This is a genomic window from Sphingopyxis sp. GW247-27LB, assembly GCF_002277025.1.
Lineage (GTDB): Bacteria > Pseudomonadota > Alphaproteobacteria > Sphingomonadales > Sphingomonadaceae > Sphingopyxis.
Genome location: NZ_NIWD01000002.1, coordinates 115,096 through 129,641, shown reverse-complemented (window position 1 = coordinate 129,641; position 14,546 = coordinate 115,096). Strand labels below are relative to the sequence as shown.

The following is a 14,546-nucleotide window of genomic DNA, read 5'->3' as shown; positions in this document are numbered from 1 at the left end:
CTCCCTATCCGAGCGTCCGCACGTCGCCGAGCGCCACATTGCTGCTGCCGCGCTGGACCAGCGCCTTGCCGCGCGGCTGCGCGGAGGTCACGCCGTCGATCGTCGCGCCCTGAACGTCGTCGAGCAGGAACAGCGGCCGCGCGTCGGGTTTGTCAGTGACGAATTCGACATTGCGCACCGTCAGCCGCTCGGCATGGCGGGCATAGAGACCCTGCGCGGGCAGCGTGCCGAGATAGGTGACTTCGAGGCTCGACGCCGGCCGCTCCTCGGGCACCCGCGCGGCGTCGGCCGCGGTGCCGCCGCCGGCGCTCTGGACGAAGATGTTGGAGAAGGTCACATCCTCGACCGGATAGCCCTTCTGCCCCGTCAGCCCGCACGGGAAGCGCGGATTGGCGCCCGAGACCTGGATATTGTCGAAGCGGATGCGGCGGCATCGGCCGATCGTCGTGCCTTCGGGCGCGCGCAGGCGGCCCGATTGATGAACGAACAGCGGATGATTGACCGGATCGCGCATCACGATGTCCGACACCACCACATCCTCCATGGTACCGCCGTCGACGACGCCGATCAGGATGCCGCGGCTCGCTTCGCAGGTGCAGTCGGAAATCAAAATATTGCGAAAGCCGCCGTTGGTCTCGGTCCCCATCTTGATCCGGCCGAGCGGGCCGATCTTGTCGGGGGCCATATAGTCCGACTTGCGATAGCTTCCGTCGAGCAGGCTGCCCATCGCATAGCCGCTGGTCTTGCAGCCGAGGATCGCGATATCCTCGCACCGGACCTTGCGTCCCAGCGCATAGCTGCTCTTGAGCACGATCGCGTCGTCCTTGGGCGCGTTGACGATGCAGTTCGTCACGCGCACATCGCGGCAGCAGTCGATGTCGATGCCGTCGCGGTCGGTGTCGATCGTCAGCGCGTCGATCGTCATGTTGGTCACGCCGTGGGCGATCACGCCGAAATGGCCCGCCTGCAGAATGGTGAAGTCGCGCAGCAGGATGTTGCGGCAGTTCATCAGCCCGATCGTCTTGTTGGCGCGGCCCAGCGTGGCCTGCTCCTTGGGATCGCGCAGCAGCAACTCCCTGGGCGAAAGGCCGAGCGCCTTCGCCGACTGCCACCCCTCGACCCCGTGCCAGTGTGCGCCGGGGCCCTCGCGGTCGAGCCCCAGCCCGTGCAGCATCCCCCGGCCGACGATCGCGGCATTGCTGACGCCGTCGCCATAGATCAGGCTGTTATGGACGTGCGTGATTCCGAAATCCTGGAATTGCTCCTCCAGATAATTTTCGGGGGCGTCATAGCGGCCACCATGCCTGGCGGGGTCGGCGGCCTCGATCACCGCGCCGGCCGCGAGAGCGAGCGTGACGTCGCTCTGCAAGCGGATCGAGAAGCAGAGATAGCGGCCCGGCGGGACCACGACGGTGCCGCCACCGGCGCGCGCGGCGGCCATGATCGCCTTGTTGATCGCGTCCGAATCGACGGTACGGCCGTCGCCCTTCGCGCCATGGTCGCGCACGTCGTGGAAACCCGCCAGCGATCCCGTGGCGCGAACCATCGACGGGCTCATCGCCGCGGCGGTGGCGACGCCGAGCAGCGCGGCGCGCCGGCTGACCTCGGCGCGGTTCAGCATGTCAAGCGATACGCCGGTCATTCGCCCTTCTTCGCCCTGGCATGGGGATTGGGGTGGGCGCGAACGTCGCCATAGGATATGTCGCCGGCGGCGGGCTCGATCCCCGCATTGGCCATCACCGCGACCGCCTCGGCGGGCCAGGCGTCGCCCGTGACGGGATGATCCTGTTCGATCCGGTTGTTCAGATAGGCGGTCCACCAGCCGCCGACCTCGCCGCCTTCATGCCAGTTGCCGGTCGCGAGATTGTCGGTCGAGATGCGCAGCCACATCTTCACCGCCGGGGTCACCGCATTGATGTTGAGCCAGGTCCCGGCGCCGTCGACGACATTGCCCCGCACCGTGATGAACTTCGACCCCTCGTCGAGGTAAAGCGCGATGCGTCGGTTGAGGTCGAAGATGTGGTTTTCGGCGATCACCGTGCCCTGGCTCGCCGACAGATTGTAGATCGCGCCGCCGTCCTCGAAATGCTTCTTGGTGTCGTAGATGCGGTTATAGGCGACGACGACGTTGCGGTGAGTGGTCGGGGTTTCATAGACCTTGTTCTGCGGCCAGTCGTAGCCGTGCATCCGCGTGCGGTAATTGGCGTTGCCACCCGCGTCGTGCATCCCCCAGCCATAGCCGATGTCGATCGCGTCATAGGGTGTGTCGCTGATGTCATTGTGGACGATCTGCGCCCCATCGACGTAGGTCGAGAGGATCGCACTGTTGTCGCTGTAATCCTTCGACACCGACCGGATGAGATTGTTGACGATGGTGAGCTGGCGGTTGGTCATCCGCGGATCGGAGGGGTGGTGCGCGTCGCGTCGCACCCCGCCCGCGACGATCGCGCCGCCGGCAAGGTCGGTGAAGACGTTGCGCGAGACGACGACATCGACCGCGCCCAGCCCGACGCCCGAGGCATTGGCGCTCGGATCGTTACCGATGCCGAGCGCATACTGGCCTATGTGCGCGAAGATATTGCCGTCGAAGCGGATGCCCTCGACCGCCGACACCTGTACCGCGGCGGGCATCTGCGACCACTCGTTGCGTACGCTTTCGAACTCGGGGCAGCCCCATTTGCAGGTGACGAGCGGGTCGGTGGGATAGGCGGCGGCGCGGCCGGTCAGATAGGACCCGCTCTGCTGGCTCGCATAGCCTTCGGGCCCGTTGGGGCCGCGCCAGCTCGTGTGCGAGAAGCGCAGGCCGTTGACCGTCACGTTGCGCACCGGCGCGTCATAAGTGCCCGCGATGTGGAGCAGGCTTTCGAGACGCGGCAGCTCGACGTCGAGCTTCGCGATATCGGCGCCATCGGCGGGGCGGTAATAGAGCTTGCCCGCCGCGGCATCGAGCACCCACTGGTTCGGCCGGGCCAGGAAGGCGAGGTCGCCGCGCAGATAGAGCTTGCCTTCTTTGGGGTTATAGGGGTGCGCGAGCGTGTCATAGCCCCAGATATTGTTCGCCCACGCGGGCTGCTTCATCACCAGCGTCCGGCCCTCGATCCGCTCGACCGGCGAAAAGCGGGTGGTGAAATGGCCGAGCCCGACCAGTTCGAGCGCCCCGTTCCGGCCGAGGCGCGACAGGTCGCCGGCGGCGGGATCGTTCACTTCGAGCCCCTGATTGGTGAAGCGGACCTTGCCGCGGTCGAGTTCGACCGCGGCGCGATCGGCCATCCGGCCGTCGACGAACAGATGCCGGCTGGCGATACCGCGCGGCACGTCGGCGACATAGATATGGCGCGCCTTGTCGTGGAGCTTCCACCCCGTCACCGCGATCCCGCCCGACAGCACGGGCTTCGCGCCGGGCGCCGCGGCCCAGGTGACGACCCAGCCCTTCTGCCCGCCGTCGGCGGCGGCGAGGGTGAGCGGCGCGTCGAGGCGATAGACGCCGTCGGCGATCCGCACGACGACGTCGCTTTTGGCATTGGCGTCGCGCACCGCGACCTGCGCGCGGGTCAGGGTGCGAAAGGGATGGTCCGCGCTGCCGTCGGCGGCGTCGTTGCCGGCCGGCGATACCGCGATGGTAACGGTCGGGCGCTTCAAGCCCTCGGTCTGCGCCGCGGCCGACGGCGCCAGCATCGCGGCGCCCAGCACCGCAAGGCTTGTCGTTCCGATTCGGCCCGGCATGTCGCGTCTCCCCGATTTTGCGTTTCGGGCGACGTTATGCCTTGGCGTTTCTGAGATATCAATATATGATTCTTATATTTCAGAAACGCGGGAGATGGATGTGCGGTGGATCGCGACGATTTCGGTTCTGGCCCTGGCGGCGGCGATGCCCGCCGAGGCGCGCGAGACGCAGGCGCTTGCCGACGGCTGGTCCTTCGACTTCGGCATCGCCGACGAATCTCCCGTGCAGCCGGGCTTCGACGATAAAGGCTGGGCGAAGGTCGCGGTGCCGCACACGTGGAACCGGCTCGGCAATCCCGGCATGGCCCGCGACGCGACGATCGACGCCGACCGCGGCATGGGCTGGTATCGCCGCCCCCTCTGCGCGCCCGCGGCGGGCAAGCGCAGCTTCCTCGAATTCGACGCGGCGAGCATCGTCGCCGACGTCTGGCTGAACGGCGTCAAGCTCGGCCGCCACGAGGGCGCCTTCTCGCGCTTTCGCCTCGACGCGACCGCGGCGATGCGGCCCGGCTGCGACAATGTGCTGGCGGTGCGGACCGACAACAGCAAGCCCGATCCGGGCAGCGCGACATGGCATGTCGTGCCGCTGTCGGGCGACTTCATGATGTTCGGCGGCCTCTATCGCCCGGTGACGCAGATCGCCGTCGATCCCGTCCATATCGACCTGATGGATCATGGCGGCCCCGGCGTTTACGGCCATGTCGCCGCGCTCGACGCGGCGGGGGCCGAGGTCGTGGTGCGCACGCGCCTCGCGAACGACGGCGCGAAGGCGGCCGAGGCGCGGCTGCGGGTGACCATCCTCGACGCCGATGGAAAGGCGGTCGCGCGCAGCGACCGCAAGATGCCGCTCGCCGCCGACACGGTCGCCAGCGACGAGACGCGGCTGCGCGTCGCCGATCCGCATCGCTGGGACGGGCTCGCCGACCCTTATCTCTATCGCATCCTGGCCGAGGTTCGCGACGCGAAGGGACGGCTGATCGACCGGGTCGAACAGCCGCTGGGCATCCGCACCATCGCCATCGACGCCGAAAAGGGCTTTTTCCTCAACGGCAAGCCGCTCAAGCTCCATGGCGTGTCGCGCCACCAGGACCGCTATGCCAAGGGCTGGGCGCTCGACCAGGCCGACCATGAAGAGGATATGAAGCTGATCCGCGACCTCGGCGCCAATACGGTGCGGCTGTCGCACTATAATCAGGCGACGCCCTTCTATGACCTCGCCGACAGCACCGGCATGATCCTGTGGGCCGAACTCGGCCTCGTCAACCAGACCGCGCCCAAGGGGGTGAAGGACACGCCGCCCGAAATGCTCGCCAATGCCCAGATGCAGCTCACCGAACTGATCCGGCAGAATTACAACCATCCCTCGGTCGCGATGTGGTCGATCGGCAACGAGGTCACCAACTGGAGCTGGAAGGGACTGACCCCGTCCAACCCGCGGCCGCTGATGGAGGCGCTGAACGCGCTCGCCAAACGCGAGGACCCGACGCGCCCGACGACGATGGCGACCTGCTGCGAGCCGTTGCCGGGCGAGGATGACGACCGCCCGATCCTGACCGGCATCGCCGATACCGTCGGCTTCAACCGCTATATCGGCTGGTACGGCAAGGGCTATGTCGACGAGGTCGAGGATCTCGCCGCGCATCTGACCGAATTGCATCGCAAATTCCCCGGCCTGCCCGTTTCGCTCGGCGAATATGGCGGCGGCGGCGCGCTCAGCCAGCACACCGACAACGTCCATGGCGGCAAGGTCATGAACGTGTCGCGCCCGCAGCCCGAAGAGATCGAAAGCTATATCCACGAGCGCTCGTGGGCGCAGATCAAGGGGCTCGAGTGGCTCTATGGCGCATGGGTCTGGCAGATGTTCGACGCCGCGAGCGAGGTGCGCGAAGAAGGCGACACCACCGACGTCAATACCAAGGGGCTGGTCAGCTTCGACCGCAAGGTGAAGAAGGACGCCTATTATTTCTATCAGGCCGCGTGGCGGACCGACGTGCCGGTGCTGCACCTGACCGGCAAGCGCTACACCGACCGCGCCTATCGCAGCATCGACGTGCGCGCCTATTCGAACCAGCCGCGCGCGCGCCTGTCGGTCAACGGCCGCGACATCGGCTGGACGAATTGCATCGACGCGGTTTGCGTGTGGAAATCCGTCCGGCTCGATGCGGGCGCGAACAACCTCGTCGCCGAGGCGGGATCGGTGCGCGACAGCGCCGAATGGCGTTACGACGGCGGCGCAAACGACGTCCATATCCGCAGCGGCACGCTGACCGGCACGGTGGTGGGCGGCGTCCGCTATGGCTCGGACAATTATTTCGAGGGCGGCAAGGGCGCGCCGCTCAACCGCTTCCGCCGCGAGATCTATGCCGCGCCGGGCAGCGAGAAGCAGGACCCGGTGCTGCAGGTGACCGGGACCGACGCGCCCGCTCTCTACGAGAATTACCGCAGCGGCATCGCCGCCTACCGCGTTCCCGTCGCCAACGGCAGCTACCGCGTGACGCTCCATCTCTTCGAGCCGGCCGAGGACACCGCGGGCAAGCGCGTGTTCGACGTCGCGGTCAGCGGCGGCGCCACGCGACGCGGGGTCGACCCCTTCGCGCTCGGCAAGGGAAAGCTGAAGGCGGCGACGATCGTCCTGCCGGCGAGCGTGTCGGACGGGATGCTGACGATCGACTTTGCAAAGCGGGTCGGCGAACCGATCGTCTCGGCGGTCGATATCGTCGCCGACTAGGGTCAGGACCTGGGGCGCGTCAGAAGGCGTGGAGCGCGCCGCCGTCGACCGCCAGCACCTGCCCGGTGACATAGGCGGCGGCGGGGGAGGCGAGATAGACCATCGCCAGCCCGATCTCCTCGGGCGTGCCGAAGCGGCCCATTGGGATGCGCCGGTTGATCCGGTCGACGCGCGCGGGGTCTTTCGCGCTCGCGCTCCGGAACAGCGGCGTGTCGATCCAGCCCGGCGCGACCGCGTTGACGCGCACGCCGCGCGGCGCCAGCTCGGTCGCCAGCGAGCGCGTCAGGCCGACGAGCGCCGCCTTCGCCGCCGAATAGCCCGCGATCTCGGGGATGCCGAGGAACGACGCCATCGACGCGGTGAACAGCACCGACCCCGCGTCCTGCGCGGCGATCTGAGGCAGGAAGGCGCGGGTGAGCGCGAAGGCACCCGAAACATGGACGTCGAGCACTGACTGGAAATCGGCGGGCGTCATCGCGTCGAGCGGCTTCTTGACCGTGTTGCCGGCATTGTTGACCAGAACCGATACCGGACCATGCCTATCGGCGACGCGCGCGGCGAAATCCTCCGCCGCATCGACCGCGGTGACGTCGAACGCCACCGCCGACACGTCACCCAGCTCGGCCTTAGCGCGGCTCAGCTTCGCCGCGTCGCTCCCGACGATCGTAACCGCCGCCCCGGCATCGCGCATGCAGCGCGCCGCCGCGAGGCCGATCCCGCTGCCGCCGCCGGTGATCAGCGCATGATGGCCGGAGAGACCGAAGGGCGACGCAAGATCGGCCATGACTTCCTCCTCGTCGGCGCCGCCGTCAGTCGGCGGTATAGACGGTCTTCATCTGCGTGTAGAATTCGACCGCGGCAAAACCCTGTTCGCGCGGACCATAGCTCGACCCGCGCGTGCCGCCGAAGGGGACGTGATAGTCGACTCCGGCGGTCGGCAGGTTGACCATGACCATCCCCGCGCGGACATTGCGGCGGAAATGGCGCGCGTGCTTGAGCGAGGTCGTGACGATGCCCGCCGACAGTCCGAAATTCCCTTGGTTGGCCAGCGCGAGCGCTTCCTCGTAAGAGTTGACGCGCACGGTGGAGACGACAGGGCCGAACACCTCCTCCTGGTTGATCCGCATCGCGGGATCGGTGTCGGCGATCAGCGCCGGGCTCATATAATAGCCGGGCGCCGCGAGCCGCAACGCCTCGCCGCCGGTGACGAGCCGGCCGCCCTCCTGCTGGGCGAGTTCGACATAATGGCGGTTCTGTTCGAACTGCTGCTCGCTCGCCGCCGGACCGACCTGGGTATCGGGGTCGAGCGCGGCGCCGACCTTCAGCGCCCGCGCGCGTTCGGCGAGCGCGGCGACGAAGCGATCGTGGATCGCGTCCTCGACGATCACGCGGCTCGACGCCGTGCAGCGCTGGCCGGTCTGGAAGAAACCGCCGTCGAGCGCGATGGCCACCGCCTTGTCCAGATCGGCGTCGGCGAGGATGACGAGCGGATTCTTGCCGCCCATCTCCATCTGCACCCGTGCCTGCCGCGCCATCGCGGCCATGCCGACCTTGGCGCCGACCGCCTGCGATCCGGTGAAGCTGACCCCCGCGATACCGGGATGGTCGGCGATCGCCGCGCCGACCCCGCCCTGGCCGAGCACCAGGTTGAAGATGCCGGCCGGCGCCTTCAGGCTGTCGGCGGCTTCGTGGATGATCGCCGCGAGCGCGTGGGCGATCGCCGGGGTCGCGTTGGCGGGCTTGATGACGACAGTGTTGCCGAAGGCGAGCGCGGGCGCGGCTTTCCACGCCGGGATCGCGATCGGGAAATTCCACGGGGTGATCAGGCCGAACACGCCGACCGCCTCGCGATACGTCGCGGCGTCGACGCCGGGGCGCGTCGATTCGAGCGTCTGGCCGTGGCGGCGCGGCGCCTCGCCCGCGAAATATTTGAAGATGCGCGCGGCGCGCAGCACTTCACCCGTCGCCTCGGCGCGGGTCTTGCCTTCCTCGCGCGCGAGCAGCTCGCCGAGCGCGGCCGCCTGTGCGAACAGCTCGGTCCCGACGCGGTCGAGCAGATCGGAGCGCAGCTCGGGCGACGCCTGCGACCAGGCCGGGAAGGCGGCGGTCGCGGCCTCGACCGCCGCATCGACCTCGGCCGCGCCGCCGGCGGGATAGGTGGCGACGATCTCGTCGGTGTTCGAAGGGTTCAGGCTCTCGAACGGCGTGTCGGCGGCGACGGGCTTGCCGCCGATGAAATGGGTGAGCTGCATGCGATCCTCGCTGACCGGTGGCGGGCTGGGGGCGAATGGGCGGGGGTGCACCTCGCCGTCTGTCCCGGCTATACAGGCTCGACAGGCGCTGTGTAAATCACGTTATTATATGATTATATAGCGCAGGCCCCGGGATCGCCATCGACCCGACCCTGGCTTCGCAGGCGCGTCCACCGTCGACTCCCGCCGCCATCCGCGCTTCGAGGGCAACGAAAAAGGGCGCCGCGTTGCCGCGGCGCCCTTTTCACGATCAGGATCCCGAACGGGAAACGGGTCTTACTTGATCCCGTCGCGCTCCATCCGCTTGCGCTCCATCTTGCGGGCGCGGCGGACAGCGGCGGCGCGTTCGCGCGCACGCTTTTCGCTGGGCTTCTCGTAGTGACGGCGCAGCTTCATTTCGCGATACACGCCCTCACGCTGCAGCTTCTTCTTGAGCGCGCGAAGGGCCTGGTCGACATTATTGTCGCGAACGATGATCTGCATACGCCGTGTCGTCTCCTGTTCGTCCAAACGATCTGGGCCGCCGGATGCTCCGGTCTGCCGTAAACCGCCGATATTCGGGCAATAAAAAGAGCGCCGCGAAAGCGCGACGTTCCGATGAAGCGCCGACTAAAGAGATTCGCGGCAAAATGCAAGCCCCGCGCGGCGAACTGCCGCCAGCGCGCCATCGAACCGCCCAGCGCCCTGCCGGGATTGTGCCCGCCCCTTGCCTTGTGGCATAGGTAGCAGGACGAAACTAACATCAGGACGAGGGACAGGCCATGGCGACCCAGCTCAAGCGCAACAGCAAATATAGCGAAGCCGAATGGACGGCGCGGCAGGAACTCGCCGCCTGCTATCGCATCTTCGCGATGATGGGCTGGGACGAGATGATCTTCAACCATATCACGGTGAAGGTGCCCGACGAGGAGGGCAGCTATCTGATCAACCCCTATGGCATGCATTTCAGCGAGGTCACCGCGTCGAGCCTGATCAAGATCGACATCGACGGCAACAAGGTCGACGCCGACAATCCCTGGCACGTCAACAAGGCGGGCTTCGTCCAGCATAGCCTGTTCCATCGCGTCCTGCCCGACGCCCACGCGATCATCCACACGCACACCACCGCGACGACCGCGGTCTGCGCGCTCGAAGGCGGGCTGCAGCCGGTCAATTTCTATGCCTGCAACTTCGCCGGCCAGCTCGCCTATCATGATTTCGAGGGCGTGACGGTGCGCGAGGAGGAGGGCGAGCGCCTCGTCCAGAACCTCGGCGACAAGCGCATCCTGATGCTGAGGAATCACGGTCCCGTCGTGATGGGCAAGACGCTGACCGAAGCCTTCATCAAATATTGGGCGCTCCAGCGCGCGTGCGAGATCCAGCTCGCGACCATGAGCATGGGCAAGCCGATCGTCGTTCCGGACGAAGTGATCGCGGTCCACCAGCGCGACCTGTTCATGGCCTCGATCCCCGGACAGGCCGGCAAGGCCGAATTCGACGCGATGGTGCGCAAGGTCGACAAGATCGACACAAGCTGGCGTGACTAATCCGTCAAACCGGTCCATCAGACCCGCATGACGAAATTCTCGGTCAACGACCGGCCGGTCGAATATCGGATGGAGCCCGAAACGCCCCTTTTGTGGGCGCTGCGCGACGCATCGAACCTGACCGGCACCAAATATGGCTGCGGCACCGGCGATTGCGGCGCCTGCACCGTCGACATCGACGGCGAGGCGATCCGCAGCTGCCTGGTCACCATCGCCGAATGCGAGGGGCGCTTCGTCACCACCATCGAGGGCCTGTCGCGCGACCGCAGCCATCCGGTGCAGCAGGCGTGGGTCGCCGAGCAGGTGCCGCAATGCGGTTTCTGCCAGTCGGGAATGATCATGGCGGCCGCCGCGCTGCTGCGCACCAACAGCAATCCCAGCGATGCCGAGATCGACGCGGCGATGACCAATATCTGCCGCTGCGGCACCTATCCGCGCATTCGCGGCGCGATCCGCCTCGCCGGGCGCGTGCTGCGCGGAGAGGAACGGGTCGCCGCCGCGCCGCCGCCGGGCATCCGGCCCGAGGACGCCGCGCGCGCGGTCCCCGCGATGCGCCCGCCGCGCGGAAGCTGAACCGCAGACAACGCCCCGGTCAGCACCGACTCATCTTGCGGGGCGTAGGAATCGCTCCATCATCCCGACTGGCGCCTCCAGTATGCGGGACATGGATTGGAGACTGGCGACATGAAGAAGATGTTCGGAGGGTTGCTGATGGCAGCAACGATCCTGACCCCGCTGGGCCCCGCCTTCGCGCGACCCGACAGTGCGGGCGTGCAGGTGGCGCAGCGCGGCGGCGAACGCGGCCACCGCGGCTCGGAAGGCCGTCGCGGCGAGGCTCGCGTCCAGCGCGAGCGCGCACCGCGACCGCAAGTCCAGCGGCAACGCCCGCAGGTCCAGCGCGACCGGTCGCAGCGCCCGCAGGTGCAACGTCAGCAGGTTCAGCGCCCGCAGCGCAGCGAGCGCGACAATCGCTGGCGCGACCGCCAGCGCACCCAGCAGACGCAGCGCCGCGGCGGCAGCTACGACCGCAACCGCGACGGCCGCCCCGACCGTCAGTGGGACCGCAACCGCAACGGCCAGGTCGACCGGCGCTATGATCGAGACCGGAACGACAACCGCTGGAACCGCAACGATAACCGGCGCTACGACCGCAACGACAATCGCCGCTGGGATCGGAACGACAACCGCCGGTGGGACCGCAACGATAACCGCCGCTACCGCGACAACGACCGGCGCAACTGGAGCCGCGACTGGCGCCATGACCGCCGCTACGACTGGCGGGACTACCGCAATTCGCACCGCAGCTATTACCGCATGCCGCGCTATTATTCGCCGTATCGCAACCATCGCTATACGCGGTTCAGCATCGGTTTCACGCTGGGGTCGCTCTATTACGGCCAGCGCTACTGGATCAACGATCCCTGGTATTATCGCCTGCCGCCGGCCTACGGCAATTACCGCTGGATTCGTTATTATGACGACGCGCTGCTCGTCGATGTCTACTCGGGTCAGGTGGTCGACGTCATCTACGACTTCTTCTGGTAATATTCCTTTCGGTTACCGGAAGCCAACTGGAGGGCCGGCCTTGCCGGCCCTTCTTTTGTAACGCTCAGGCCGCGCGATTGGCACGGCGGCGCGGGGCCGACGATCGGCCCTGTCCCGCCTGTCCGATCAGCGCCTCGATCTCGATCGCGTCGGCGAAGCGCACTCCGACCCGATTGTCGTTCGACCAGCGCGCTACGGCGTCGAGCCGCATTCCGGGCCCGAATTCGAGCGTCAGCGGCGTGCCGGGCGGCACGTTCCACAATCCCTCGATCAGCGCCCCGCCCGACGAGATGTTGCGAACGATCGCCTCATAGCGATAGCCGCCGCTCATCACATGGATCGCGCGCAGGATGTGGCGGCGCGGCTCGCGCGCGCTCTGATAGCCCTGCGCGACCACCTGGCCGCCGCTTTCGCCGAGCAGCGCCAGCATCCCGTCGAGGTCCATCGGACGCCCATAGATATAGCCCTGGACGTGGCTGCACCCGAGCCGGCGGACGAGCGCGAGGTCGTCGTGGGTCTCGACCCCTTCCGCCGTCGTCTCCATGTCGAGCGCGGTCGCGAGGCCGACGATCGACGAGATGATCGCCGCGTTCATGCTGTTCTTGTCGGCGGCGCCGAGCACGAAGCTCTGGTCGATCTTGATCTTGTCGAACGGCGCCTTCTTCAGATAGCCGAGCGCCGAATAGCCGGTCCCGAAATCGTCGAGCGCGAGCCGGACGCCGGTGCGCTTCAATCGCTGGAACATCTCCAGATTTTCGGCGCTCTCGTCGAGGAAGACCCCTTCGGTGATCTCGAGTTCGAGCTGTTCGGGTGCGATGCCCGACGCCGACACCGCGCTCATGATCGTCGCGGGCAGCCGGTCGTTGGCGAACTGCCGCGGCGACACGTTGACCGCGACGCGATAGCCGGGGCCGATGCGCGCGATCGTGTCGCAGGCGGTGCGGATGATCCATTCGCCGATCGGCACGATCAGGTTCGATTCCTCGGCGATGGGGATGAACTTCGACGGGCTGACCGCGTCGCCGTCGCCGCGCTGCCAGCGGATCAGCGCCTCGAAGCCCGTGATCCGCTCGCGCGCGACGTCGACGATCGGCTGATAGAGCAGCTTCAGCTCGTCCTTCGCCAGCGCGTCGCGCAGCGCGTCCTCGATCGCCTTGCGCTCGCTCGCCTGGTTGTGCATCGCGTCGGCGTAGAAGCGATAGACACCGCGCCCCGCATCCTTCGCGGCATAGAGCGCGAGGTCGGCGTTGCGCACCAGCGCCGCCGCGCTCACCGCCTCCCCGTCCGCGACCGCGATGCCGACCGACGATCCGATCCGCACCTGTTCGCCCTCGATCGCGAAGGGTTTGGCGAGGCTCAGGATGATCGCGTTGGCGATGCTCGCGAGCTTTTCGGCCTGATTGATCTGCGGCAGCACGATCTGGAACTCGTCGCCGCCCAGCCGCCCGACCTGCCCCTTGTCGCCGATGATCTGCGTCAGCCGCCCGGCCGCCTGCTGGAGCAGCTGGTCGCCGACCGGATGGCCGAGCGTGTCGTTCACCGCCTTGAAGCGGTCGAGGTCGAGCAGCAGCAACGCGCAGGGCTGCGGCTGTCCCATATGGTTTTTGAGCGCGCGTTCGAGCAGGTCGGTGATGTGCAGCCGGTTCGCGAGGCCGGTCAGCGTGTCGTAGCGCGCGAGCTGGTTGATCTCGCGTTCCGACCTCTTCTTTTCGGTCAGGTCGGTGCCGCTGCCGCGAAAGCCGAAGAAATGGCCGAACTCGTTCGAGATGGGATGGCCCGAGATCGACCACCAGCGCTCCTCGCCCGGCACCGCCGCCTGGACCGTCAGGTCGTTGAAGGGGGTGCGCGACGACAGGCTGAAACCCAGCGTCCGCTCCTCGCTCTCGTCGTTGCCGATCCGCTTGCGGATGATGTCGGTGAACGGGCGGCCGAGCACCTCGGCGAGCGGTCGGCCGAGCTTCGCCGCGATGGTCGGCGAAATATAGACGAGCTGGCCGTAGCGGTCGGTTTCCCAGAACCAGCCGCGCCCCGCGCGCTCGAAATCGCGGACGAGGTTCAGCGCCCGCTGCTGCTCGCTGACCGCGAGCCGTCCCGCGCGCGTCGCGCGGCGCTGGTGGCGCATATCCTCGCGCACCATCACGATCAGCAGCGCCAGAAAGACCATGCCCGCGACGGCGAAGGGCCACGAGGCGACGCCGATCGCGCCGCCGAAGGCGGCCGCGCCGGCGAAGGCGAAAAAGGCCGGCCGGGCGATCGCCGACGCCGAGGCGGCGACGAGGATCGCGCCGAACACCATCGCCGTGAAGGCGTCGAAATAGAAGCTGCCGTCGGGCATTGCCGTCGCCGCGAACATCGCCGCCGAGGTCAGCAGCGTCCCGAGCGCGACCAGCGCCATCGCCAGCGCCGCCGCGATACGCAGGCGCCGCGGCGGCAGGCTGGGCCGCGACCGCGACATCTGGCCGAGCACGGTCAGGACGAGATCGCAGCCGACGCCGACCGCCATCGCAAGCCATTGCGGGCGATGATCGAGGAAGCCGTGGACGCCGGGAAAGAAGGCAAAGGAGAAGAAGGCGAGCGCCCGCGCGATGAACACATAATGCCATAGCTGCGCGACGCGGCTCAGCCGGGTCACGAACTCGGGCGAGTCGAGCAGCGATTCGTCCGAAGACGCCGCACCGGAAAGCGGTCGCACTATGGAACGCTTTGACGCCAAAATCCCTTGATCCTGCTGGTTCGACCCGGATGGAGCACTGTCAGAAAGGGGTTTCCAAA

Annotated in this window: 10 protein-coding genes; 4 read left to right on the top strand and 6 right to left on the bottom strand. The window is 67.4% G+C overall.

Going from position 1 to position 14,546, the window contains the following annotated elements; translation table 11 throughout:
* Nucleotides 1-4: 4 nt before the first annotated feature.
* Together CD928_RS00725 and CD928_RS00720 are read right to left on the bottom strand one after the other, a co-directional pair.
* The gene (locus CD928_RS00725; RefSeq protein WP_255246992.1) at nt 5-1,642 is read right to left on the bottom strand and encodes a glycoside hydrolase family 28 protein; all 1,638 of its coding nucleotides are present in this window, start codon (nt 1,640-1,642) and stop codon (nt 5-7) included.
* Nucleotides 1,639-3,723, bottom strand: coding sequence for a right-handed parallel beta-helix repeat-containing protein (locus CD928_RS00720; protein WP_141237050.1), 2,085 nt, complete (start codon nt 3,721-3,723; stop codon nt 1,639-1,641). Before CD928_RS00720 ends, CD928_RS00725 begins: the two co-directional genes overlap by 4 nt.
* A 100-nt stretch (nt 3,724-3,823) precedes the next feature.
* Here CD928_RS00720 and CD928_RS00715 point away from each other — a divergent pair, with 100 nt between their 5' ends.
* On the top strand, nt 3,824-6,451 hold the full coding sequence (locus CD928_RS00715; RefSeq protein ID WP_176473388.1) for a glycoside hydrolase family 2 TIM barrel-domain containing protein: 2,628 nt from the start codon (nt 3,824-3,826) through the stop codon (nt 6,449-6,451).
* Between the two features lie 19 nt (nt 6,452-6,470).
* Here CD928_RS00715 and CD928_RS00710 read toward each other — a convergent pair whose 3' ends face one another.
* The 3 genes from CD928_RS00710 to rpsU all read right to left on the bottom strand — a co-directional run bounded on the left by CD928_RS00710 (nt 6,471) and on the right by rpsU (nt 9,186).
* A complete protein-coding gene (locus CD928_RS00710) occupies nt 6,471-7,235 on the bottom strand; it encodes an SDR family NAD(P)-dependent oxidoreductase (RefSeq protein ID WP_095383559.1) in 765 nt (254 codons plus the stop codon).
* Between the two features lie 25 nt (nt 7,236-7,260).
* Entirely contained in the window at nt 7,261-8,703 is a 1,443-nt protein-coding gene (locus CD928_RS00705; RefSeq protein WP_095383556.1) for an aldehyde dehydrogenase family protein, read from the bottom strand.
* 276 nt (nt 8,704-8,979) lie between these two features.
* Complete coding sequence (rpsU, locus tag CD928_RS00700) at nt 8,980-9,186, bottom strand: 30S ribosomal protein S21 (RefSeq protein ID WP_003047635.1); 207 nt, start codon at nt 9,184-9,186, stop codon at nt 8,980-8,982.
* Nucleotides 9,187-9,464: 278 nt separating this feature from the next.
* Between rpsU and CD928_RS00695 the strand changes: the two genes are divergently transcribed.
* The 3 genes from CD928_RS00695 to CD928_RS00685 all read left to right on the top strand — a co-directional run bounded on the left by CD928_RS00695 (nt 9,465) and on the right by CD928_RS00685 (nt 11,774).
* Complete coding sequence (locus CD928_RS00695) at nt 9,465-10,229, top strand: class II aldolase/adducin family protein (protein WP_095383553.1); 765 nt, start codon at nt 9,465-9,467, stop codon at nt 10,227-10,229.
* 27 nt (nt 10,230-10,256) lie between these two features.
* Nucleotides 10,257-10,802 carry a (2Fe-2S)-binding protein gene (locus CD928_RS00690; protein WP_095383550.1) on the top strand — a complete coding sequence of 182 codons (546 nt, stop codon included), beginning with the start codon at nt 10,257-10,259 and terminating at the stop codon, nt 10,800-10,802.
* 111 nt (nt 10,803-10,913) lie between these two features.
* The gene (locus CD928_RS00685; RefSeq protein ID WP_255246991.1) at nt 10,914-11,774 is read left to right on the top strand and encodes an RcnB family protein; all 861 of its coding nucleotides are present in this window, start codon (nt 10,914-10,916) and stop codon (nt 11,772-11,774) included.
* A 64-nt stretch (nt 11,775-11,838) separates the two neighbouring features.
* On the opposite strand, the gene CD928_RS00680 is transcribed toward CD928_RS00685, so the two are convergent.
* Nucleotides 11,839-14,466 (bottom strand): EAL domain-containing protein, encoded by a 2,628-nt coding sequence (locus CD928_RS00680; protein WP_255246990.1) that lies wholly within the window; start codon nt 14,464-14,466, stop codon nt 11,839-11,841.
* Nucleotides 14,467-14,546 lie beyond the last annotated feature (80 nt).

Coding starts and splice junctions, on each gene's coding strand:
- CD928_RS00725 (WP_255246992.1), bottom strand. CDS start 1,642: ATGACCGGCGTATCGCTTGACATGCTGAACCGCGCCGAGGTCAGCCGG.
- CD928_RS00720 (WP_141237050.1), bottom strand. CDS start 3,723: ATGCCGGGCCGAATCGGAACGACAAGCCTTGCGGTGCTGGGCGCCGCG.
- CD928_RS00710 (WP_095383559.1), bottom strand. CDS start 7,235: ATGGCCGATCTTGCGTCGCCCTTCGGTCTCTCCGGCCATCATGCGCTG.
- CD928_RS00705 (WP_095383556.1), bottom strand. CDS start 8,703: ATGCAGCTCACCCATTTCATCGGCGGCAAGCCCGTCGCCGCCGACACG.
- rpsU (WP_003047635.1), bottom strand. CDS start 9,186: ATGCAGATCATCGTTCGCGACAATAATGTCGACCAGGCCCTTCGCGCG.
- CD928_RS00695 (WP_095383553.1), top strand. CDS start 9,465: ATGGCGACCCAGCTCAAGCGCAACAGCAAATATAGCGAAGCCGAATGG.
- CD928_RS00690 (WP_095383550.1), top strand. CDS start 10,257: ATGACGAAATTCTCGGTCAACGACCGGCCGGTCGAATATCGGATGGAG.
- CD928_RS00685 (WP_255246991.1), top strand. CDS start 10,914: ATGAAGAAGATGTTCGGAGGGTTGCTGATGGCAGCAACGATCCTGACC.